Here is a 22,189-nt window from a genome sequence, read left to right on the forward strand (position 1 = left end):
GGGGCTTGCGCGGGGGACGCATCGGGTGGGGCGGCCTGGTTGGCAAGGCTCGCGCGGGAGCGTGCTTGTTGGGGTTGCGCGAGGGCGGCCCGCTCCGTGGGGCGCGGAGGCTGTGCCTTCGTCGGGGCGCACAGGGGGTCGGCACTGGGGGGTTGCTTGGTGGTGGGGCTTCGCGCGGAAGCGTGCTTGTCGGGGATGCGCCGGGGGTGAGGCGCTCGATGGGCGGGGGCTTTGGGGAGCAGGGTTGCCTGGTCAGGGCGGGCTTCGCTGGGGGGATTGGTGTGCTGGGGGTGGGGCCGCAGGTTGGGTTGGGGGTCTGTATGGGGCTGGTCCTGCTGCGGGTGGGGATGGTCTGGTGGGGGGTTAGGTGGTGCCTAGGCGCCAGGAGTGGAGGTAGTCCTCTTGGTCGGGGGTCAGGGAGTCGATGGCTATGGACATTGAGGCGAGTTTGAGGCGGGCCACCTCGGTGTCGATGGGCTTGGGGACCTCGTGGACGGCCGGGGCGAGGGTGGGGGTCGCTTCGGCCAGCCAGGCGCAGGTGAGGGCCTGGTCGGCGAAGGACATGTCCATCACGGCGGCGGGGTGGCCCTCGGCGGCGGCGAGGTTGACCAGGCGGCCTTCGGCGAGGAGGACCAGGCGGCGGCCGTCTGCGAGGACGTACTCGTCGGCCTGCGGGCGGACGCCCGGGTGGACGGCGACGGCCAGGTCGGCGAGGGCGCGGACGTCGATCTCGACGTCGAAGTGGCCGGAGTTGGCGAGGATGGCGCCGTCCTTCATGACCGCGAGGTGGTCGGCGGTGATCACGTCGCGGTTGCCGGTGACGGTGATGAAGACGTCGCCGACCCGGGCGGCCTCGGTCATCGGGAGGACGGTGTAGCCCTGGAGGGCGGCGTCCAGCGCCTTGACCGGGTCGATCTCGGTGACGACGACGCGGGCGCCGAGGCCGCGGGCGCGCTCGGCGAGACCGCGGCCGCAGTAGCCGAAGCCGGCGATGACGATCGTCTTGCCCGCGAGCAGGGTGTTCGTCGCGCGGACGATGCCGTCCAGGGTGGATTGGCCGGTGCCGTACCGGTTGTCGAACATGTGCTTGGTGTCGGTGTCGTTCACCGCCACCATCGGGAAGCGCAGCGCGCCCTCGCGGGCCATCTGGTGCAGCCGGATCACGCCGGTCGTGGTCTGCTCGCAGCCGCCGCGCACCGTGTCGATCAGGTCGACGCGTTCGGTGTGCAGCGTGTTGACCAGGTCGCAGCCGTCGTCCAGGACGAGGTCGGGTCCGGTTTCGAGGGCCTGGTGGATGTGCCGGTAGTAGCCCTCGCGGTCCGTCCCGGCGCGGGCGAAGACCTGCGCGCCGTACTCGTGCACGAGCGCGGCGGCGACGTCGTCCTGCGTGGAGAGGGGGTTGGACGCGGCGAGCGCGACGCTCGCGCCGCCCGCCTGGAGGGTCCGGATGAGCCCGGCGGTCTCGGTGGTGACGTGCATGCACGCCGCGATGCGCAGGCCGGAGAGGGGGAGGTCGGCCTCGAAGCGCTCCCGGATCTGGCGCAGCACCGGCATGCTCCGGTCGGCCCACTCGATCCGCTTGACGCCCTCGTACGCCAGCGAGGCGTCCGCGACGTCGCTCATCCTGCCCCCTCGATCGATCTTCGGACTTCCGCTGGATGCGACGGAGCCGCCGCTCGACCGGTTCCCCGGCCGTCGCGACGGCCCAGCTCAGTGCGGACACTACCCCGCGTCCCGCCGGATTCCCCTTTTCGGGCGGGTCGCCTTCAGGAAGTCCGAAGGCGAACCCGCCGCAGATGCAGACCGGTAAACCGCGCCGCAGTTGCCGACCGGTTACGTCGGTTCCGTTGGATGGTCTGTGGCGGGGCGTATGCGTCGCGCGCCGTGCTGCGCGGAGGCGGTGGGTGCGGGTGTTGAACGCCCGTACTCGCCTTGGGGACGAGTACGGGCGGGGTGGGTCGATCAGTAGCGGTAGTGGTCGGGCTTGTAGGGGCCCTCGACGTTGACGCCGATGTAGTCGGCCTGGTCCTTGGAGAGGGTGGTCAGCTTGACGCCGAGGGCGTCGAGGTGGAGGCGCGCGACCTTCTCGTCCAGGTGCTTGGGCAGGACGTAGACGCCGACCGGGTAGTCCTCGGTCTTGGTGAAGAGCTCGATCTGCGCGATGACCTGGTTCGTGAAGGAGTTGGACATCACGAAGGACGGGTGGCCGGTGGCGCAGCCCAGGTTCATCAGGCGGCCCTCGGCGAGGACGATGATCGAGTGGCCGTCGGCGAAGCGCCACTCGTGCACCTGCGGCTTGATCTCGATCTTCTCGATGCCGGGGGTGCGGGCCAGGCCGGCCATGTCGATCTCGTTGTCGAAGTGCCCGATGTTGGACACGATGGCCTGGTGCTTCATCTGCGCCATGTGGTCGGCGCGGATGATGTCCTTGTTGCCGGTCGTGGTGACGAAGATGTCGGCGATGCCGACGACGTCGTCGAGGGTGGCGACCTGGAAGCCGTCCATGGCGGCCTGCAGGGCGCAGATCGGGTCGATCTCGGTGACGATGACGCGCGCGCCCTGGCCCTTGAGGGCGTCGGCGCAGCCCTTGCCGACGTCGCCGTAGCCGCAGACGACCGCGACCTTGCCGCCGATGAGGACGTCGGTGGCGCGGTTCAGGCCGTCGATCACCGAGTGGCGGCAGCCGTACTTGTTGTCGAACTTGGACTTGGTGACCGAGTCGTTGACGTTGATCGCCGGGAAGGCCAGCGTGCCCGCCTTGGCCATCTCGTACAGGCGGTGGACGCCGGTCGTGGTCTCCTCGGTGACGCCCTTGACCGTCGCGGCCGTCTCGGTCCAGCGCTTGGGGCTGTCGGCGATGGTCCGGCGGAGCGTGTCGAGGATGATCTTCCACTCCTCGGGGTCGTCCTCCGCGGCGGACGGGACGGCGCCCGCGGCCTCGTACTCGGCGCCCTTGTGGACGAGGAGGGTGGCGTCGCCGCCGTCGTCCAGGATCATGTTCGGGTAGGAGCCGTCCGGCCAGCGCAGCGCCTGGTCGGTGCACCACCAGTACTCCTCCAGGGTCTCGCCCTTCCAGGCGAAGACCGGCACGCCCTTCGGGTCGTCGACGGTGCCGTCGCGGCCGACGACGACCGCGGCGGCGGCGTGGTCCTGGGTGGAGAAGATGTTGCAGGACACCCAGCGCACGTCGGCGCCGAGGTCGACCAGCGTCTCGATCAGGACGGCGGTCTGGATCGTCATGTGCAGGGAGCCCATGATCTTGGCGCCGCGCAGCGGCTTGGACTCGGCGTACTCCTTGCGGGTCGCCATGAGACCGGGCATCTCGTGCTCGGCGAGCCGGATCTCCCGGCGGCCGAACTCGGCGAGCGAAAGGTCCGCGACCTTGTAATCCATGCTTCCGTAGCTCCTCTGTTGCGATCCTCGGACACGCCGTACGCGAGCGAGTCTAGGGGCGGCGGCGCGAGCCGAGAACGCCCGACCGCGCCTTCCTGACACAAATTTGTCAGAATCGACTCCATGCGCATCACGGAGGCCGCCCGGCGGCTCGGCACCTCGCCCCGCATGCTCCGCTACCGCGAGCGGCTCGGCCTGCTGCCACCCACCCGCGACTCGGGCGCCGGGGGCGGGCACCGCAAGTTCGGCGACGCCGAGCTCCGCGCCGTCGCGCTCGCGCTGGCCCTGGAGAAGCGGTACGACGTCGGCCCGGCCGAACTGGCCTTCGGGCTGCGCGTCCTGGCCGAACCCGAGGTGCAGGCCCGCGTCCGTGAACTGGGCGAACGTATCGGACGGCTGTCCGCGCCGCCGACCCGCGCGCTGGACTTCGAGAAGGAGAAGGCGTTGCGCCTGCTCCGCCGGCCCGGACTACGCTCTCCCAGGACATAGCCCTGACAAGCCCCCGAACCCGCACTGACCGTCCACACGAACCGCATCCCGCACCGGCCGTCCCCACGGGGACCCACACTGACCCGTCCACACGAGTCCGCACTGACCGTCCCACACGAATTCGCGCCGGTCGTCCACATGAGACCGCACAGGCTTCCCGCGAGTCTGGACCGGACGTCCCGAGGCCGTACTGGGCAGGCCGGAAGCTGTAGTGGCCACGGCCGGCTCGTGCCGGGCGGCCGTGAGTCTGTACTGGCTGGTGGCCGGTCCTGGATTCGCACGGGTCGCCTTGAAGCTGTACCGAACGGAGCAGAACCGGCAGGTATGAGAACCAAGATCCCGCAGCTCGTTGGTGTCGTCGCCGGCGTCCTGCTGCTCTGCTGGGGCGCGTACAGGCTCACCGCCGCGCCCGGATGCGAGGGCACCCGGATGAATCCGGACGACCGCTGCACGACGTCCACGCGCGGCCGCGTCTACACGCAGACGTACGAGGAGCGGAAGCGGTCGCTTCACATGTGGGGTTACGTGCTGGTCGTGGGTGGTCCCGCGCTGTCCCTAAGCTGCCTGGCCGGTATGGCGGTCTCGTCCCGCCGCCGGTCCCGTCCGCCGTCGCGGCCTTCGTCGCCGCCGTCGTCCACCTGGTAGGTCCCCCGCCGAGGAGTCTCCCCATGCGCCATTTCCTGCACGCCTGGAGAATCGCGACCCGCACCTTCACCGTCATGCTGATGGCGCTCGCCGTCGGCCTGCTGCTTGCCGTGGCCTCACTCGGACGCGGGGACGCCAAGAACACGCTCACCGGACTCGGTATCACCACATTCGCCCTGTGCGGGCTGGCGTTCCTTTACTTTGCGACGTCCCCGAGCCGCTGTCCGTACTGCGCGCGTGTAAAGGCCAAGGCGGGGCAAAGCCCTATGCCGGGCGTCCAGACGGGGCCGGGCCAGCCCGCGCCGCCTAGCGGGCAGCCTCAGCCTCAGCAGTATGGGCAGCCTGTCGCTGGCCAGCCGTCCGCCTACGGGCAGGCGCCCTACGGTCAGCCGGTCTATGGCGGGCAGCCTCAAGAAGCCCAGCAGAGCGCCTATGGGCAGCCGCCTTACGGCGAGCAGGCTGCATATGGCGGGCCTGGTTCGCAGGGCGGACGGCCTGGGGCGTACGGCCAGGCGCCCTACGGGCAGCCGCCCTCTGGTGGACAGGCTCCGGCTTATGGGCAGCCGCCCTACGGGGACGGGCAGACGCCTCCGCAGCCGCCCGCCAATCGCTGACGGCTCAGGAAGTTACTCGGACGCAGTGTTCTCACCTGGGACGACCAGGCCCGACTCGTAGGCGAGCATCACGGCCTGAGCGCGGTCGCGCAAGTTCAGCTTGGTGAAGACCCTGGCGACGTGGGTCTTCACGGTGTGCTCGCTCACCACGAGGCGCTCGGCGATCTCGGAGTTGGACAGGCCCGCCGCCATCAGGACGAGGACCTCGGTCTCCCGCGCCGTCAGCGTGGACAGCTCGGCGGGCGGGGTCGGACGGGTCCGGCGCTGCTTGGTGAACTCGCGGATCAGGCGGCCCGTGACCTGCGGCGCGAGCAGGGAGTCGCCCCGCGCCACGACCCGGACGGCGGAGACCAGCTCGTCGGCCGTCGCGTCCTTCAGGAGGAAGCCGCTGGCGCCGACGGCGAGCGCCTCGTAGACGTACTCGTCCACGTCGAAGGTCGTCAGGACCAGGACGCGGGTCGCGTCGGTGGCCGGTCCGCCCAGGATGCGCCGGGTGGCCTCGATGCCGTCCATGCCCGGCATGCGGATGTCCATGACCACCACGTCGGGGGCGTGCTGCTCGGCCAGCCGGACCGCCTCGCGCCCGTCCCCGGCCTGCCCCGCGACCGTGATGTCGGGCTGCGCGTCCAGCAGGGCCGCGAACCCGGCGCGCACGATCGTCTGGTCGTCCACCACCAGCACCTTGATCACGAGCACGCTCCGGCGGTGGGGTCAGTGCGGCGTCCCGGGGTCACGGGCGGGGTCCTCCCTCGTCAGCGGAAGCTCGGCCTCCACGACGAACCCGCCGCTTTCGGCGTGTCCGGCGGAGAACCGTCCGCCCAGCATGGTCGCACGTTCCTTCATGCCGAGGAGGCCGTGTCCGCCCCCGGACGGCGCGTTCTCGGGCTCCAGGGCGGCCGTCCGGCCCGGCGTGTCGGCGCGGTTGAGGACCACCGTCCGGGCCTCGGCGCCCTCGTCGCGGACGCGGACGGCGAGCCGGTCGGGCAGGTAGGTCAGCTCGATGTGGACGTCCGCGCCGGGCGCGTGCCGCCGGGCGTTCGTCAGCGCCTCCTGGACGATCCGGTACGCCGACAGCTCGACCGTCGTGGACAGCGCGCGCGGCTGCCCCTGGACGACCAGGTCGGCGCGGCCGCCCGCGCCCTGGTGCTGGTCGACCAGCTCGGGCAGGCGGTCCAGGCGCGGCTGCGGCGCGGACTCGGCCTCGGCGCCCGCGTCCGCGCGCAGCACGCCGAGCAGCCGCCGCATCTCCACCAGCGCCTCGCGCGCGGTCCGGGCGATCTCGGTGTAGCCCTCGCGGGCCTCCGGCGACAGGCTCTCCATCGTGTACGGCGCGGTCTCCGCCTGGACGGCGATCATGGACACCGAGTGCGCCACGACATCGTGCAGCTCGCGCGCGATGCGGGCCCGCTCGCGCATCACGGCCTGCTCCCGCTGGACGGCGTTCAGCCTGGTCAGGGTCTCGTTGTTGCGCTCCTCCGCGGCCGCTTCGGTGCGTCCGGCCCGTTCGACGGTGCGGCGCGCGTCGCCGAGCCCGATCGCGGCGAGGACGGCCACGACGGCGGCGGGCCAGGGGACGTCGCCGAGCGTGTCGGTGGCCAGGTAGACGACCGCGACGGTCGCGACGCTGCCCACGGCCAGCGCCCCGGCGGACTGCCGCGGCAGCTGCCTGGCCAGCGCGTACAGCGTGTAGAGGGCCGCGAGGACGGTCGTGATCAGCACCTCCTGCCCGGTAAGGAGGCTCGCGGCGAAGGCGGCCAGCGCCACGGCCGCGACCGGGCGCAGGTACTCGCGGCGCCAGACCAGCGGCAGCGTCGAGGCGACCGCGAACCCGCCGGCGACGCTGATCGGCGTCCGGGTGCCGGGCGCGAGCTCCGCCAGCGCGGCGATCGTCAGGGCGAAGCCGGTCAGCGGCGCGAAGTACCAGGATTCGGTAAAGTCCCGCCAGCCGTTGATCCAGCGAGGCAGCGGCGCCGTGGCCGTAGTCGAGGCCCCGCCAGACGCGCCACCAGCGGACGCCCGTCCAGCGACCCCGGACGCGTCGCCAGCACCAGCAGCCCCACTGGGCACGCCAGAACCGCCCCCTCCAGCGCCAGGCGCGCCACCAGAGCCACCGACGGCAGGCGCGCTCTGGGGAACACCCGAAACGCCAGGACGGGCACCCGAGCCATCGGGCAGGCGGCCAGACGCGTTGCCACCCGAGGCGTTGTCCCCCGGACCGCCTGGTACGCCGCCGGAAGTAGCGCCGCGTGAGCCTCCAGGAGCGTTGCCGCCCCGGGCACCTGGCAGGCCACCGGATGCGTTACCGCCAGAGGCGCCTGGCAGGCCACCGAGAGCGGAGCTGTGCGAGGTTCCTGGGGCGGCGGCTGCCGGGCCTCCGGAAGCGGGGCCGCCGTAGGCGTTGGCGCCCGCGCTACCTGGCAGGCTGCCGGGAGCGGTGCCGCGCGAGCCTCCGGGGCCGTTGGCGCTCGGGGCGCCTGGCAGGCCTCCGGAGGCGGGGCCTCGGTAGGCATTGCCGCCCGGGGCGCCTGGCAAGCCACCGGAGGCGGGGGCGCCGGAGGCGTTGGCGCGCGTGGCGCCGGGGCCGGGTAGGCCGCTGATGGAGGCGCCGGGGTGTCCGCCGCCGGTAGGGGGCTTGGGGCGAGGGCCGTTGAGGCGCGCGGAGATGCGGCGTCCGAGGGGACGCACCAGCACGCCGAGGCCGGTCAGGATCCAGAGGAGGAGCTGACCGACGCCCGCGACGACGCGTCCGGACAGCAGCCAGGCGTGGCGCGCGAGGGCGGGTCCGAACGCGGTCGGCGGTGCGGGGTTCTCTGAGCGGTCGTCGCTGGTCACCCCTCCATAGTGACCGCACCCCGAAGTGGCCCACCTCACCGTGCGGAGCCATGCGGAGGACCCGTATCCCCCTGGAGGACGACATGGTTTCCCTCCCTGAGGGGGACGTCAGGGCGAGCGCCGCCGCCGTAATGTCTTAACCGTGACCAACGCGGCGCTTCCGCCGACATAGGGGGTTCGGAGGATCGCCGAGGTCACGCGGTGCCGTCCGGTTTTCAGGGGTCCGGTCGGCGTGCATGGAAGGCGCCCCGCGTCGGCCGGCCAGCCTCCCTCCGGGGGCATCGCCGATCTTGCCTGGGCTGGGGTCGATCCGGCATCCGGCCGGCCGACGAGGGGAGCTGCCTTCCCACGATCTGTACGCGGCCTTTGCCCGCCGTTCCCGCGTTCCGCGCCCCGCCCCACGGACAATCGGTCCGGGGGCATCATGACTTTTCAGCGACGCAGTGCACGCGCGATCACGATCACGGCATTCCTGCCGCCGCTGGCAGCGGCGGCGGTCACGTCCGCGCCGTACGCTCAGGCCGCAGAGGCAGCGACGGCCCGGTTCCACGAGACGACACCGTGCGGCACCGTGCCGGCCGGATCGTCCAGGACGTCCAGGCTCGACGTCCAGCAGAGCTGCGGCTCGCCTGATCGGACGACGCCGGGCGGCACAGGACGTGCCGAAACGCCCGGATCGGCCGAGGCGAAGCTCCCGGGCGCACCGGGAAGCGCATCCGCCGGAAGTGGGACGGCATGGACGGGCGTTGATGTGACCGTCCGCTCCGAGGGGGCCGCGCGTCCCGGATGGGCGGATGAGACCTGCTGCTGGCGGTATGTGCGGCCGGACGGGGTCACGGGCGAGTCCGTCCTGACGGGGATCAGCGCGCCGTCACCGAACGCCGGCTGGGCGGTCGGACGCGCCGGAAACGCCCCACTCGTCCTGAGCTGGACCGGAACCCGCTGGCGCCGGGAGGCGCCACCCCTGCGCGATCGGACACGTCTCAGCGCCGTTTCGAGCCGCTCGGCGGACGACGCGTGGATCGTCGGCTCGGGCGACAACGGCTACGCCCGCGCCGTCCACTGGAACGGCCGGAGCTGGGTCTCGTACGTCCTGCCCGCCGCGGGCGGGACGCCGATCATCGCCAAGAGCGTGTCCGAGCGCGCGCCCGGCGACGTCTGGGCGGTCGGCAGCGCCAACGGTTTCGCCGGAACCATGGCCGTGGCCTGGCATTTCGACGGACGGACCTGGAGGGTCACGCCCACGCACGCCGGTCCCGGCAGCGCGCTGAACGCCGTCTCGGCCGACGCGTCCGACGACGCCTGGGCGGTCGGCACCGAAGGGTCCCGGCAGCTCCTGCTGCATTGGGACGGCCACACCTGGAAGGCTACGAAGCCACCGGTATCGGCCGTGGACGCGACACCGTCCGCCGTCACCGCTCACGCCCGGAACAACGTGTGGGTCGTGGGCCGGACCCAGGCAGGCGCGCCCCTCGTCGAGCATTGGAACGGTCGCGTCTGGACCGTCGTCCCGTCACCCGTCCCCAAGCCGGGCCGAATTACAAAGGCCGCAAAACGCCCGCCAACCCCCCAGCCAGGCAAGAACCGGCGCTCCAACGAGGTGGTGACCGGAGCCACCGGAGTGGTATCCGACGGCGCAGGCGGCATCTGGATCTCCGGCACGGACGCCGACCTCATGCCCTACCTGGCGCACTACACCGGCAAGACCTGGCGGGTCTCACGCCCTCCGCTGCCAACCCCGGACGGCCCACGCATCCAGGCAGGCAACAGAACAGCCACCGCACCAAGCAACGAAACAGGCGACACGGCAGGAACCGGAGCGGGCTACCGATCGAGCGGAGCGTCCGGCACGGCCAGCGGGCTCGCGCTCGTCCCCGGCACCCGCGAGGTGCGCATCGCGGGCGCGTTCGGCGGCCTGGCGGACGCTCCCACGCACGCCCTCACCTGGACCAACGCCCCGCGCCCCCGCTAACCCTCCTCCCGCAGAGGAAGGAGGCCGGCACACCCGCGCCCAGGACGCCCAACCCTCAAGCCCCCAGGCCCAGAACACCGAGCCCCAAGCGATTCGGCCCGGGCTGCCCAGCTCAGGCAGCTCGGGCCAAGCAGTTCGGCTAAGCGGCCCGGCCCAGATCGCCCGGCCCAGGCAGCCAGGCGCTTCGCCCCAGCGGCCAGGCTCAGGCGGCTCGGCGCAGGCCGTCCAGCTCAGGCGGTTCGGCTCGGGCCGACCCAGCCCAGGCGGCTCGGACCAGAGGATCCGGGCCCAGCCCGTCCAGCTCAGCTGGCCGGCCCAGGCTGCCCAGCTCAGGCCGTTCAGCTCAGGCGGCCCGGCCTAGGCAGCCCGGCCTAGGCAGCTCGAACCAGACGGCTCGGACCAGAAGGTCGGGCCCAGACGATTCCACTCAGACGGTCCAGCTCAGACGGTCCGGCCCAAGCGGCCCAGCCCAGGAGGCTCGGAGCCAGGCGCTTCGGCCCAGGCGGCCAGGCTCAGACGGTCCGGCCCAGGCGGACCAGCCCAGGCGGCTCGGATCAGGCGGCTCGGAGTCAGGCGCTTCGGCTCAGGCGGCGGGCTCAGGGGCCCGGGCCGGGCGGTCCGGGCCTAGCGGTCCAGCTCGGGCGGTCCGGACCGGGTGGTGCAGCTTGGGTGGTCTGGTCAGGGGGCTGGGGTGGGTTGGGGGTCGGCTCGGTCTATGTCGGGTTCCAGGTAGATGAGGTGGGCCTCGGGGAAGCGGCCGCGGACTTTTTCCTCGGCGGCGTCGATGCCGCGGGCGACCTCGGCGGCGGTCTCGTCGTGGTGCACCGCGATCTTGGCGGCGATGAGGAGCTCCTCGGGGCCGACGTACTCGGTGCGGATGTGGATCACGCGGTCGACCTCGGGGACCGACTCCAGGGTCTCGATGATCTGGGCCTGGGTCTCCGGGTCGGCGCCCTCGCCGATCAGCAGGCTCTTGGTCTCGATCGACAGGATGGTCGCGACGGCGGCGAGCAGCAGGCCGATCGCGATGGTGCCGACGCCGTCCCAGACGCCGTCGCCGGTGGCGACCGCGAGGCCGACGCCGACCAGCGCGAGGATGAGGCCGATGAGGGCGGCGGCGTCCTCCAGCAGGACGACCGGGAGCTCGGGGGCCTTGGCGCGCCGGACGTACTCGACCCACGAGCGGGTGCCGCGGGTCTGGTTGGCCTCGGCGATCGCGGTCCGGAAGCTGAAGCTCTCCAGCCCGATCGCGATGATCAGGACGGCGAACGCCCAGATCGGCGACTCCACCTTCTCCGGGTGCTGGATCTTGTGCACGCCCTCGTACAGCGAGAACGCCGCGCCGACGGTGAACAGGACGACCGACACGATGAAGGCGTAGAAGAAGCGCTCGCGCCCGTAGCCGAAGGGGTGCCGCTCGGTGCGCTCGCGCTCGGAGCGCTTGCGCCCGACCAGCAGCAGCACCTGGTTGCCGGAGTCGGCGACCGAGTGGATCCCCTCGGCGAGCATCGAGGACGAGCCCGTGAAGGCGAACGCGACGAATTTCGACACCGCGATCCCGAGGTTCGCGCCCAGCGCGGCGATGATCGCCTTGCCTCCGCCTTCAGCACTCATACGTCCGCAATCCTCGCTTTGAGCTCCTGGATGGCCGCCACCGGGGTCGGGTCGACGCCCAGTGCGATCGCCAAGTAAACCGTGACGTAGTCCGCAACGGCTACAAGTGTCGCCATTCTCTCCAGCGGATGCTCGCCCTCGGCACGGATCTCGGTGACCGGGACGCCGCGCGCGGCGGCCATCTCGGCCGACACCTCGCGGCGCTTGGCGACCTGCGGGTGCTCGTCGGTGTCGCGCATCACGACCAGGTGCAGGCCGTGCTCGGCGTCGCCCGTGCGGTCGCGGAAGAAGTCGTCGGGGTCGCCGCCGCCGCCGGAGGCACGGCCGAAGAACCCGTCGAACGTGACGACCTGATTGTGGTCGGCCTCGGGCAGCCCGCCGAAGACGCCGGGGTACTTGGCGTTCTCGTTGAGCTGGCAGCACATCCGGTAGGCGGCGACGTCCGCGATCGTGGACGAGCCCCACACCATGGGGATGTCGCGCGCGAGGTCGGTCGCGATGCGCTTGGCCGGGTTGACGAAGGCCTCGCTGTCGGGACGGCAGCGGTGCGCGACGTCCTCCAGGCGGGACGCGGTGGATTCGAGCACCTCGTCAGGGACGTCGGCCAGCCGCAGCGCGCGGGCCGCCATCAGCAGCGGGACGGTCAGCCCCCACAGCGTCGCGCGCGGCTGCCCCGCCGAGCGGACCGGGACGAACAGGCCGCGGGTGTTCTCGGCCAGCTCGGCCAGCGGCGACTCCCGGCCGCCGACCAGCAGCAGCCGGCAGCCGCGCCGGGCCGCCTCGGCCGCGACGGCGAGCGTCTCCTCGGTGGAGCCGGAGCAGGACACGGCGATCACCAGGTCGGCGGCGCCGACCCAGCCGGGCAGCCGGTACCCGCGGACGGTCAGGACCGGCACCGGGCAGCCCGGGCCGCAGACCGCGGCCAGGACGTCGCCGGAGATGCCGGAGCCGCCCATGCCCGCGACGACGACGGCCCGGGGGCGGCCCTCGTCGGCGAGGCGGTCGAGCCCGGCCTCGGCGGCCAGCATCCGCGCCTCGCGGATCTGCGCGCCGGACGAGGCGACCTGGCGGAGCATGCCGCCCGGGTCGGCCGCCTCGATCGCGGCGGCGGACTCCAGCCGGGAGGTGTCGAGGCCCCCCGGGGAGCCCGGGTCGTCCACCGCTCCGGCGCTCACGAGGCAGGCGTCCGGGCCTCGTCGACGAGCAGGACGGGGATGTCGTCGCGGACCGGGTAGGCGTACTTGCACGTGCCCGTGCAGACGAGCTCACCGGCCTTGTCGTCCTGCTCCAGAGCGCCGCCGCAGTTCGGGCAGGCGAGGATCTCCAGCAGCCAGGAGTCGAGCTTCATCGTCAGTTCTCCCTCACGATCGCCAGGACCTCGTCGCGGACCTCGGCCATGGTCTTCTCGTCGTCGGCCTCCGCGTTCAGGCGGAGCAGCGGTTCGGTGTTGGACGGGCGCAGGTTGAACCACCAGGTGCCGGTGCCCACGGTCAGGCCGTCGAGCTCGTCGATGGTGACGCCGTCGCGGCCCTCGAACTCCTCGCGCACGCGCGCGGTGACGGCGTCCTGGTCGGCGACCTCGCTGTTGATCTCGCCGGACGCCGCGTACGGGCTGTACTCGGCGAGCATGGCCGAGAGCGGCCCGTCCTGCTGGCCGAGGGCGGCGAGCACGTGCAGCGCGGCCAGCATGCCGGAGTCGGCGAACCAGAAGTCCTTGAAGTAGAAGTGCGCGGAGTGCTCGCCGCCGAACACCGCGCCGGTCTCGGCCATCGTCTGCTTGATGAACGAGTGGCCGACCCGGGTGCGCACCGGCTTGCCGCCGTGCGCGGAGATGATCTCCGGCACGGCCTTGGAGGTGATCAGGTTGTGCACGATCGCCGCGCCCGGGTGCTTGGCCAGCTCGCGGACCGCGACCAGCGCGGTGATCGCGGACGGGGAGACGATCTCGCCGCGCTCGTCCACCACGAAGCAGCGGTCGGCGTCGCCGTCGAAGGCCAGGCCGATGTCGGCGCCGGTCTCGCGCACTTTGGCCTGCAGGTCGCGCAGGTTCGCGGGCTCGATCGGGTTGGCCTCGTGGTTGGGGAAGGTGCCGTCGAGCTCGAAGTACAGCGGCACCAGGTCGATCGGCAGGCCCTCGAACACGGTCGGGACGGTGTGCCCGCCCATGCCGTTGCCCGCGTCGGCGACGACCTTGAGCGGCCGGATGCCGGACAGGTCGACCAGCTTCTTCAGGTACTCCGCGTAGCCCGGGAGCATGTCCTTCTGCGTCACGGTGCCGGGCTCGCCGTCGTAGGCCGGGACGCCGTTCCCGACCATCTCGCGGATCTCGGTCAGGCCGGTGTCGCGGCCGACCGGGCGGGCCCCGGAACGGCACAGCTTGATGCCGTTGTACTTGGCCGGGTTGTGGCTCGCGGTGAACATGGCGCCGGGCACGTCGAGCGCGCCGGAGGCGTAGTAGAGCATGTCGGTCGAGCCGAGCCCGGCCTCGACGACGTCGGCGCCCTGGGACGTCGCGCCGCGCGCGAACGCCGCGGCCAGCGGCTCGGACGAGGTGCGCATGTCGTGGGCCGTGACGACCTTGTGCGCGCCGGTCACGCGGACGAAGGCCGCGCCCACGCGCTCCGCGGTCTCGGCGTCGAGCTCGTCCGGGACGATGCCCCGGATGTCGTACGCCTTGAAGATCTTGGCGAGGTCGCCCACTCCTGCTCCCCGGTCTGCCGACACTGACGAGATCCGAGCCTACCGGCGGCGGCCACCCCGGGCAGGCGCACACCCACCCTGTGGATAACTTCGGGAAACCCAGCCCCCGGCAAAGCGGCAACGCCCGCCGGGCTAGGCAGAGCCTCAGAAGGTCGCCTCATGGGCGGATGCAAGAGAACGTCAAGTGGCGGGTCGCCGCTGCGAAGGGCCGAGCCGCCGGGCCAAGGCCGCGGGCTCTAGTCGGTGCTGCGGAGGACGCGCAGGTGGCCCTTGCGGCCGACTTCGGTGGCCTGCCCTATGGGCTCGCCACCGGCGTTGCCGGGGGCGGGACGTCCGGCCTCGCGGACGGCGTCGGCGAGGGCCTCCAGGTCGTCCGCGCTGGGCTCGGTCTCGGTCTCGACGGGGAGCCGGACCAGCTCCCAGCCCATGGGGGCGGTGAGCCGCTCGGAGTGCTCCGCGCACAGGTCGTAGCAGTGCGGCTCGGCGTACGTGGCGAGCGGCCCCAGGACCGCGGTCGAATCGCGGTACACGTACGTGAGCGTGAAGACTGCGGGCGCCTTGCAGGCGGTGCGGGAGCAGATGCGGACGGGGCTCACGATGGCCGACCGTACCCCGCCGGGACGGCGTCCGCCACCACCGCGCGGTACGTGTCGCCGTTACCGGTCGATTTCCGCGATAACGATCACAATCCGTGAGGGCGCCGGACGGGCGGGGCGAAAGCGCGCGCGGGGGTACTCTGGACGTGTGCGATCCCGTGTGGCAGGCGCGGGCCGCCCTTCGGCGAGCCCTCAGACACGGCGCCGCGACCGGCACGGCCGCGGCCTCCGTGGTCCGCTGACGCCTCCGCAGAGCCCGATCTCGCGCACCCGCGCCGAGCGGTTCGACGACCTGGTGGCCGACGAGGTGCGCCGCATCGCCCAGCGCTGGGGCCGCGAGCTGGCCCAGGTCGAGTTCGCGGTCGAGGACGTCCCGGACGTCCCGCTCCCGGAGGAGGGCCCGGTGCCGCTGGGCGCGACCCTGCCCGGCGAGGGCGGACGGCCCGTCCGCGTGGTGATCTACCGGCGCCCGGTGGAGGCGCGGGCCACGACCGAGCGCGACCAGGCCCGCCTCGTGCGCGACCTGCTCGTGGAAGAGGTCGCCGACCTGCTGGGCATGTCCCCCGAGACCGTGGACCCCAGCTACGAGGAATAGCCCCCACGCGCGCACGAGGCCCGAGGGCCGACCAGGCGCGCACGAGGGCCGGGCACGCTGCGTAGTCGTGATCAGTCCAGCGTGTGGTGCGTGTCGTGCGCGGGCGGGAGCAGCTGGACGAGCGGCGACGGCGGCACGGGTTCCGCTGTGACCAGGCCGGACGTGACGAGCGTGCTGCCCGCGTAGAGCGGGCCGTCCGGCTCGATGCGGAGTCCGGTTGCGGCCAATCCGCGCGTACCGGGCAGGAAGTAGGACGTCTCGATCGTCCGGCCCGCCGGGACGGCCATCGTGCGGGGCTCGCCGCCGCCCACGGGCGTGAGGGTGACCGTGACGGTCCGCGTGAGGGCCGTCAGGACGAGGCCGCCGCCCAGGCGGGCGTCGGGGACCTCTCCAGGGCCGGTTCCGGGCCCCAGGGGCGCTGAGGACGTCCCGAAGGCCACGTCCGCGCCCCGGGTGGCCGTGAACCCGGCGACTACCGGCTTGTCCGAGTCGACCAGGACCGCCGCGGGGCGTCCGGCCAGGGTGGGGTGCAGGTCGAAGGTCGCCACGGTCCTCGGCTGCCCGGAGGCGCCGTCCTGGCCCTTCAGGGGGACGGTCCCGTCCGGCCCGACGAGGCGCACGCGGATCCTGGCGCCCTGCTCCCCCGGAACCGCCACCAGAAGCCGCCGATCGCCCGGCCCGCTGGGCACGCCGGGCAGGACCAGGGACTTCGCCGGGGCGGACGAGACGGGCTCCCAGTCGATGCCGTGCCCCGGGGAGACCCGGACGCGCAGGGCGGCGGCGACGCGTCCGGATGTGGCCCGCACGCGCAAAGCCAGGTCCCGCGCCGCCTGGACGACCGCGCCGAGCCCTTCCTTGGACGCGCCGATCCGCACGACGCGCGAGGAATGCGGGGCGACGGCGACGCCCTGCCCGTCGAGCGTGTCGAGGGGGCCTTCGCCGGAGAGCGCGGTCAGGTCCACGGACGCGGGCGTGCCGTCCACGTTGGTCAGGACGAGCTGAAGATCCTCGGCGGCGAGCGGCCCGGGCCCCAGGAACCACTGGTCGAAGCCCGGCTGGACGCAGCGGGTGGCGGCGGCGCCCCGGTCCCGTCCGTGCGGCCAGAGGGTCGTCCAGCGCGCGGAGAGGCCCGCTGCCAGGTCCCCGTCCGCGCGCACGATCACGGGGGCCTTGGCGCGGGGGCCGATGTCGGCCGTCCAGTGCTGTCCGGGGGACGTGATGAGGGCTGGACGCGGTCCCTCGATCGAGACTCGTCCGCGCGCGTGAGGGACCGAAGCCGTCTGGACGGCCACGCGCCCGGCTTCTCCCCCAGGGCAGGCCAGCACGGCGCTCCTGATGGCCTGCTGGACGGGTTTGCCTGCGTGCGGCTCCCCAGGACGAGTTACGGTCGCGGTTCCGTAGAGGGCGGCCAAGGCGACCGGGACCGTTGCCGCCACGACGTACCGGTTCCGGAGCAGTCCCGGCCCGACCTTGGGCAGCCTGGCCTCGGGCAATCCCAGCTTGATCTTGGGCAGGCCGAGCTTGATCTTCACGACCGCTCCTCCTCGGTAGCGCTCGCGACCTCGGTGGCGCTCCCTGCGTCAGCGGCGCTTGTGGCTGCCGACTCCTGCGCGTGCGGCGTTTCGGCCTCTGCGGGACGCTTGAAGTAGCGAAGGCGTGCGTGCGAGGCCGCGCGGTGGCGGCTGCCTACGGGCTCGTCCGGCTTCTGGCGGAACTGGCGTGTGGCGCGGCGCAACGCTGTGGCGGCGGTCGTCGGCGCCCGGCGCCCATGGGCTCGCGCCTGCTGCGCGGCCGTCGGCGCCGGTTCGTCCAGGCGAGCACCGGGAAGCGCCAGGAACAGCACCGCCAGCAGGGCCGCGCCCTGGAAAGCGATCCAGATGTGCCGCATCCGCATGCCATGCGAGAGGGCGAACGCCCCGCCTGTAGCCGGAACCTCGTACACGCGCGACCAGCCGTTCACCGAACGCCCCTTGAGGGGGTGTCCGTCGAGCGTGGCGTGCCAGCCTCCGTCATCCGGCTCGGCCAGCGTGAGCGTCCGGGGGCCGTTGCCCGGCGGGATGCGGACGTCGGTCCGCGCGGCGCTGCTCCCTCCTGGCAAGACCTTGACCGTCCGGCCATCGCCGTCCTGGACGGTGAGGCGCCCGGCGGGCGCGCGGACCTCCCAGGTGGCGAAGTCAGCCGACCGACTCAGTCGGCTCAGCTCCGGCGCGGCGTCCAGAACGGGTGTCAGCGGATCGTCTCCCGGGTGCCTGACCAGCACATACCGGACGCCAAGTGCGCCGAACCCCGGCGCTTCGTCGGTGTCCGTGCCACCCGCGAGCCCGGAAACCAGGGCGTCCAGACGGTTCCGCGCGGACGAGCCGTCCGGCACGGCGGTGTCGGCCAGCCCGGGGGCGGCACCGCGCAGGACGGTGTAGTCCACCCGCCCGGACGGCTCGTCCCGCAGGACGACCGTGCGCGGGCCTGTCGAGTCGTGCAAGAAGACCGGGATGGTGTCGGGGTCGAAGCGTCCCAACGGTCCGCTCGCGCCGTCCGCTATCCAGACGCACGCGGCTAGCACGGGCGTCGTGCAAGCGGCGCCGAGCAGCAGCGCTCCCCCTGCGCGCACGAGGCGCCGCTGCCCGGTCACCGCGAAGACGGCACGGCGCAGGCCGACGGAAGCGGCCATCACAGCACCGACCCCGGCGAACAGGAGCGGAACACCCGACCAGTAGGGCGCGCGGTCAGAACCGGACGAGGCCGTAAGCGAACTCAAAAGAATCGCCGTCACCAACCCGAACCCGACGAGCCCCCAACCCGTGAGCACCAGCCCTCGGCGCTCGCGCACGAGGAGAGCCACGAAGGCGGCCAGTCCGAGCCCGGCGACCGCCCACGGCACCGCCGGGCCGCCCGGCGCCAAGCCGAGCAGGTCAGCGGCAGTAGCCGGCGCGCGCCCGGTCGGCAGCACGCCCGCCTCCAGCAGGAACCGCGACGGATGCAGGAGCAGCCCGAGCGTCCACGGTCCGAGCAGCAGCGGCGGGACGGCCGCGACGATCAGCATGTTCCGGGCGCCGCGATCCACGGGCAGCCCCCGCGGGGCCGTGACCAGCGCAGCGGCGGCCACGACCAGAGGCCACGCGAGCGGCACGAACGCCATGGCGACGGTCAGGAAAAGTGCCGTCGCCCAAGCAGCACGTCCCGAGGCCCGGGAATCGACGACGTCCGTTAGGGCGCGGTAGGCCAGCAGCGCAATCAGCGGCAGCAGCACGATCACCATGGACGTGCCAAGGCGTCCGTCCGCGATAGCCCCTGTCGCAGCGGGCAGTAGGGCGTAAGTGCCCGCAACCCATAGGCGCAGTGCAGCTCTGTATGGCGTGCGCGGCGGAATCAGGCGGCGGGCGGCGACCAGCGCGGTGACACCGGCAAGCGGAACGCTGCCGAGCAGCAGGAGGTTCACCGCCACCCACGGCTTCCCGAACGTCAGCGTGGATACGAGCGCGAGCACACCGACCCATGGCGGCGTCCCCGGATCGCTACCGAGCCCTGTCGGATGCCAGGCCGCCGCATACGCGTGCCATAGGTCCGACGCACCGCCCGTAGGCGCGGCCAGCGCACCCCCTGCGAGACGCGTGCCCGTAGTGACCAGCGACCTTTCCGCCGCCACAGTGACGACGGTCAGCGCCAGCACGAGCAGTACGCCCGGGCGCGCGAGGAATCGACGAGCCACCGCGCGCCAGCCGTTGTCCTCCAGCGGAGCGTCCTCGCGTTCGGCGGCGCGACGCGCATCGCGCTCGGCAAGCCACACGTGCAGGGCCTCGTTCGCGCGCCGGCGTGCCAGCCCGTGCGCCATCAACCGCTGGACGTACCGGTGCGCGTGCGCACGGCCCTCCGCCCGCGCGGAACGCGCCCGCCACAGCCGCCTCGGCGAGCGCAGGACGGCCATGAGCGCGCCGAACTCCTGCTTGGCGGCGTCCGGGCGCTTCACCAGCAGCAGCCACGCGACGTGCAGGAACGTCGACCAGACGATGCGCGCGAACGTCCCGGGCAGCGCGCGGACGGGCCGGTTGGCGAGCAGCGCCAGCATCGCGTTCCGGCGGTCGAGGCGGCGGAGGGGCTCGTCGGTCAGCCCGATCTCCCGGATGCCGCGGCGCGCGGCCTCCGCGTGATGGACGACCGCGTCCGTCACCACGACGACGCGCAGCCCGGCGGCATGCACCCGGAAGCAGAAGTCCGCGTCGTCGCGGAACAGCCCGAACTGCGGGTCAAGGCCGCCCAAGCGGTCCCAGACGTCGCGCCGGACGAGCATCCCGGCGGTGCTCACCACCAGGACATCGCGGTCGCCGTCGTGCTGGCCCTGGTCGAAGTCGCCGGGGTCGAAGCCGAGGTCGCGGCGGCCCGCGCCGTCCATGGTCTCGCCGGCGGCGAGCAGGACGCGCCGGTCGTTCCAGCCGCGCAGCTTGGGGCCGAGGACGCCGATGCGCGGATCGGCGTCGGCGACCTTCAGCAGCCGCGCGAGCGCGTCGGGCGCGGGCGCCGAGTCGTCGTGCAGCAGCCAGATCCACTCGACCTCGGCACCGGACGCCCCGTCCGGAGAACGGTCGGGTCCGGCAGAGGCGTTGGGCAGGGTCGCACCTGGGTGACGCAGCGCCGCGGCGACGGCCTCACCGAAACCGGTCGTCCGCGAAAGGCGCACGACGGCGTCCGACCCGACCACCTCGGCGGCGACGTCGGGTCCGCGGTCGCGGCTTCCGGTGTCCGCGACGACCAGCCGCCGCACCGGGCGGGACTGGGTGAGCAGCGCCTTCAGCGCCTCCGGCAGCCAGCGCACCCCGTCATGCGTGACGAGGACGGCGGTGACGGCGTGCCGGTCGAGTGGGGAGGGCAAGCGGGGTCGCTCCGAGGTCGGCGGCGTTCGGCCGTGCCGGCGCCCCCGGCCGACACGGCAGCCCACTGTACGCGTGGACGGTCGACCCCGCCCGAGAACCCCCCATTTCGCCCATATCCAGGCGTTTCGCCACCGCTCCCCTCGCCGGGGCATGCGGAGGCCGGGTGCCCGCACCGTGCCGCCTGGGCGGCACAGGGAAGCGGTGCGCGAGCACCCGGCTTCGCGGTCAGACGGCCGCGCGCTTCAGCTTGCGCCGTTCACGCTCCGACAGTCCGCCCCAAATTCCGAATCGTTCGTCATGCTCTAGCGCGTACTCCAGGCACTCGGCCCGGACCTCGCATGCGCGGCACACCTTCTTGGCTTCGCGAGTGGAGCCGCCCTTCTCCGGAAAAAACGCCTCCGGATCCGTCTGCGCGCACAGGGCACGCTCCTGCCAGCCCATCTCTTCACCGTCTGTGCCGTGCGCCAGCGGGATCACTACCTCGCTCACAGCGCACCTCCTAGCCCGTGGAGCCCCCCTGGTCGATGCCTTCCCCCAGGCTCCATCCCCCGAGAAGGCATAGAACTACACCGACGAAATTACACGCGTGTAGCGCCCGCTCCGTCAAGCCGAACGAGTTTCCAAGTGGGCAAAGAGGGTTTTTTGGGAGATGGCGCACGCCGGTTCAACGCGGTTTTGCTCCTGCGTGGACGTGCGCCCACCACCCTGCCGACCTCTGCCAATGAAAGATCGGAAAATCTCAACGCATCACTGCGGCGGACGGTTGTCCCTGTACCAGTCGCCGCCCTCTTCCGAGCCGCCCTGCTGCTCGTGCTGGCCCGACTGCCCGGACTGCCCCCGCTGGCCCTCGTGGCCGCTCTGCGGGTGCTCGCCGCTCGCCCGGCCACCGCCGTAGGCGCGCGTCCACTCGCCCATCTCTTCCTCGTCGGCCTGCGTCTCGCCGCTCTGCTGCTCGGCGCCGGGCTGGCCGGGCTGGCCGGGCTGGCCGGGCTGGCCGGGCTGCTGCGCACCGGGCTGTCCCGGCTGCCCGGGCTGCGGCTGGTAGCCGGGCTGCTGGCCGTAGTAGCCCTGCTGCGCGCCGTACTGCTGCTGGGGCGCGGCGCCCGGCTGGCCCGGGGCGGGCTGCGTCGATCCAGGCTGCTGCCCGTACGTGGCCTGCTGGCCATACTGCTGTTGCCCGTGCTCCTGCCCGTACGCCTGCTGCTCCTGCCCGTACGCCTGCTGCTGCTCCTGGCCGTAGCCCGGCTGCGCCTGCTGCCCGTACGCCGCCTGCTGGCCGTAACCCTGCTGGCCGTACTGCTGGTACTGCTGCTGGTCGCCGACCTGGCCCTGCGCGCCGGGCGGCTGGTAGCCGAAGCCCGGGTACTGGCCGGGGGCGGGCGCGGCCGGACGGGCCGGCTGCATGCCCTGCAGGATGGTCAGGACGTACCAGGCGCCGACGCCGATCACCGCGAGCTTGGCCGCGCCGTACAGGAACGCCGACAGCTTGCCGACCGCCGAGGCGTAGTCGGATCCGGCGAACATGCTGGCCAGCCAGCAGATGACACCGATCAGGGCCATCCCGCCGAGCACCCCGAGCGCGCCGATCACGATCGTCCGGGACTGCGGCGTCGGGCCCTGCGGACGGGAGGTCACCAGCCAGACCGCGAACGCCAGCATCCCCGTGACGGCGACGTTGGTGAAGGTGCCGCTGTCGGTCTCGGTGAGCGCGTGGAAAGTGAAGGAGCCGCGCCCGAACAGCGCGACGATGCCCGCGAACAACTGGACTCCCGCCGAGGCAAGCAGGACCCAGGCGACCGGCTCGCGCAGGCGCTGGACGGCTTCCGTGTTCACGGTGGCATCTCCCGGTGGTGACGGTTGCGTTTCCGGATTCC

17 protein-coding genes are annotated in these 22,189 nt (G+C 72.6%); 4 read left to right on the plus strand and 13 right to left on the minus strand.

The features are described 5' to 3' along the window. Positions 1-363 precede the first annotated feature (363 nt). Both ahcY (FHU30_RS03115) and ahcY (FHU30_RS03120) read right to left on the minus strand, forming a co-directional pair. A complete protein-coding gene (ahcY, locus tag FHU30_RS03115; RefSeq protein WP_253871208.1) occupies positions 364-1,623 on the minus strand; it encodes an adenosylhomocysteinase in 1,260 nt (419 codons plus the stop codon). A 339-nt stretch (positions 1,624-1,962) separates the two neighbouring features. Then, positions 1,963-3,393, minus strand: coding sequence for an adenosylhomocysteinase (gene ahcY, locus FHU30_RS03120; protein WP_253871210.1), 1,431 nt, complete (start codon positions 3,391-3,393; stop codon positions 1,963-1,965). Between the two features lie 123 nt (positions 3,394-3,516). Here ahcY (FHU30_RS03120) and FHU30_RS03125 point away from each other — a divergent pair, with 123 nt between their 5' ends. After that, positions 3,517-3,882 (plus strand): MerR family transcriptional regulator, encoded by a 366-nt coding sequence (locus tag FHU30_RS03125; protein ID WP_253871212.1) that lies wholly within the window; start codon positions 3,517-3,519, stop codon positions 3,880-3,882. 324 nt (positions 3,883-4,206) lie between these two features. Beyond that, complete coding sequence (locus FHU30_RS03130) at positions 4,207-4,527, plus strand: hypothetical protein (protein ID WP_253871214.1); 321 nt, start codon at positions 4,207-4,209, stop codon at positions 4,525-4,527. Between the two features lie 626 nt (positions 4,528-5,153). Here FHU30_RS03130 and FHU30_RS03140 read toward each other — a convergent pair. Both FHU30_RS03140 and FHU30_RS46870 read right to left on the minus strand, forming a co-directional pair. Next, entirely contained in the window at positions 5,154-5,831 is a 678-nt protein-coding gene (locus FHU30_RS03140; protein ID WP_253871878.1) for a response regulator transcription factor, read from the minus strand. Positions 5,832-5,852: 21 nt separating this feature from the next. Then, entirely contained in the window at positions 5,853-7,208 is a 1,356-nt protein-coding gene (locus FHU30_RS46870) for a sensor histidine kinase (RefSeq protein WP_253871216.1), read from the minus strand. Positions 7,209-8,397: 1,189 nt separating this feature from the next. Here FHU30_RS46870 and FHU30_RS03150 point away from each other — a divergent pair. Beyond that, positions 8,398-9,945, plus strand: a complete 1,548-nt coding sequence (locus FHU30_RS03150) for a hypothetical protein (RefSeq protein ID WP_253871219.1) — start codon at positions 8,398-8,400, stop codon at positions 9,943-9,945. A 678-nt stretch (positions 9,946-10,623) separates the two neighbouring features. Here the strand turns inward: FHU30_RS03150 and FHU30_RS03155 are convergent. The 5 genes from FHU30_RS03155 to FHU30_RS03175 all read right to left on the minus strand — a co-directional run bounded on the left by FHU30_RS03155 (position 10,624) and on the right by FHU30_RS03175 (position 14,855). Then, a complete protein-coding gene (locus FHU30_RS03155; RefSeq protein WP_253871221.1) occupies positions 10,624-11,559 on the minus strand; it encodes a cation diffusion facilitator family transporter in 936 nt (311 codons plus the stop codon). Then, positions 11,556-12,734 carry a bifunctional phosphoglucose/phosphomannose isomerase gene (locus FHU30_RS03160; protein WP_253871224.1) on the minus strand — a complete coding sequence of 393 codons (1,179 nt, stop codon included), beginning with the start codon at positions 12,732-12,734 and terminating at the stop codon, positions 11,556-11,558. Before FHU30_RS03160 ends, FHU30_RS03155 begins: the two co-directional genes overlap by 4 nt. Beyond that, complete coding sequence (locus FHU30_RS03165) at positions 12,731-12,913, minus strand: Trm112 family protein (protein ID WP_253871880.1); 183 nt, start codon at positions 12,911-12,913, stop codon at positions 12,731-12,733. Before FHU30_RS03165 ends, FHU30_RS03160 begins: the two co-directional genes overlap by 4 nt. Next, positions 12,910-14,259, minus strand: a complete 1,350-nt coding sequence (locus FHU30_RS03170; protein WP_253871227.1) for a phosphomannomutase/phosphoglucomutase — start codon at positions 14,257-14,259, stop codon at positions 12,910-12,912. The genes FHU30_RS03165 and FHU30_RS03170 overlap by 4 nt, the downstream gene beginning before the upstream one ends. 236 nt (positions 14,260-14,495) lie before the next feature. Continuing rightward, the gene (locus tag FHU30_RS03175; protein WP_253871229.1) at positions 14,496-14,855 is read right to left on the minus strand and encodes a DUF3499 domain-containing protein; all 360 of its coding nucleotides are present in this window, start codon (positions 14,853-14,855) and stop codon (positions 14,496-14,498) included. Between the two features lie 148 nt (positions 14,856-15,003). On the opposite strand from FHU30_RS03175, the gene FHU30_RS03180 reads away from it, so the two are divergent. Next, positions 15,004-15,450, plus strand: a complete 447-nt coding sequence (locus FHU30_RS03180) for a metallopeptidase family protein (protein ID WP_253871231.1) — start codon at positions 15,004-15,006, stop codon at positions 15,448-15,450. Between the two features lie 71 nt (positions 15,451-15,521). Here FHU30_RS03180 and FHU30_RS03185 read toward each other — a convergent pair whose 3' ends face one another. From FHU30_RS03185 to FHU30_RS03200, 4 genes are all read right to left on the minus strand, one after another. Further along, a complete protein-coding gene (locus FHU30_RS03185; RefSeq protein WP_253871233.1) occupies positions 15,522-16,982 on the minus strand; it encodes a DUF5719 family protein in 1,461 nt (486 codons plus the stop codon). Further along, positions 16,979-20,314 (minus strand): glycosyltransferase family 2 protein, encoded by a 3,336-nt coding sequence (locus FHU30_RS03190; protein ID WP_253871235.1) that lies wholly within the window; start codon positions 20,312-20,314, stop codon positions 16,979-16,981. The genes FHU30_RS03185 and FHU30_RS03190 overlap by 4 nt, the downstream gene beginning before the upstream one ends. 226 nt (positions 20,315-20,540) lie before the next feature. Beyond that, positions 20,541-20,756: a WhiB family transcriptional regulator gene (locus FHU30_RS03195; RefSeq protein WP_253871882.1), complete on the minus strand. Its 216-nt coding sequence runs from the start codon at positions 20,754-20,756 to the stop codon at positions 20,541-20,543. A 306-nt stretch (positions 20,757-21,062) separates the two neighbouring features. Next, positions 21,063-22,148: a hypothetical protein gene (locus FHU30_RS03200; protein WP_253871237.1), complete on the minus strand. Its 1,086-nt coding sequence runs from the start codon at positions 22,146-22,148 to the stop codon at positions 21,063-21,065. Between the last annotated feature and the right edge of the window lie 41 nt (positions 22,149-22,189).

The sequence above is a fragment of the Actinomadura rupiterrae genome (assembly GCF_024172125.1).
GTDB classification, from domain to species: domain Bacteria; phylum Actinomycetota; class Actinomycetes; order Streptosporangiales; family Streptosporangiaceae; genus Spirillospora; species Spirillospora rupiterrae.

What these genes read in the sequence shown, in the direction of transcription:
- ahcY (WP_253871208.1), bottom strand. Translation starts at nt 1,623, where the DNA reads ATGAGCGACGTCGCGGACGCCTCGCTGGCGTACGAGGGCGTCAAGCGG.
- ahcY (WP_253871210.1), bottom strand. Translation starts at nt 3,393, where the DNA reads ATGGATTACAAGGTCGCGGACCTTTCGCTCGCCGAGTTCGGCCGCCGG.
- FHU30_RS03125 (WP_253871212.1), top strand. Translation starts at nt 3,517, where the DNA reads ATGCGCATCACGGAGGCCGCCCGGCGGCTCGGCACCTCGCCCCGCATG.
- FHU30_RS03130 (WP_253871214.1), top strand. Translation starts at nt 4,207, where the DNA reads ATGAGAACCAAGATCCCGCAGCTCGTTGGTGTCGTCGCCGGCGTCCTG.
- FHU30_RS03150 (WP_253871219.1), top strand. Translation starts at nt 8,398, where the DNA reads ATGACTTTTCAGCGACGCAGTGCACGCGCGATCACGATCACGGCATTC.
- FHU30_RS03155 (WP_253871221.1), bottom strand. Translation starts at nt 11,559, where the DNA reads ATGAGTGCTGAAGGCGGAGGCAAGGCGATCATCGCCGCGCTGGGCGCG.
- FHU30_RS03195 (WP_253871882.1), bottom strand. Translation starts at nt 20,756, where the DNA reads ATGGGCTGGCAGGAGCGTGCCCTGTGCGCGCAGACGGATCCGGAGGCG.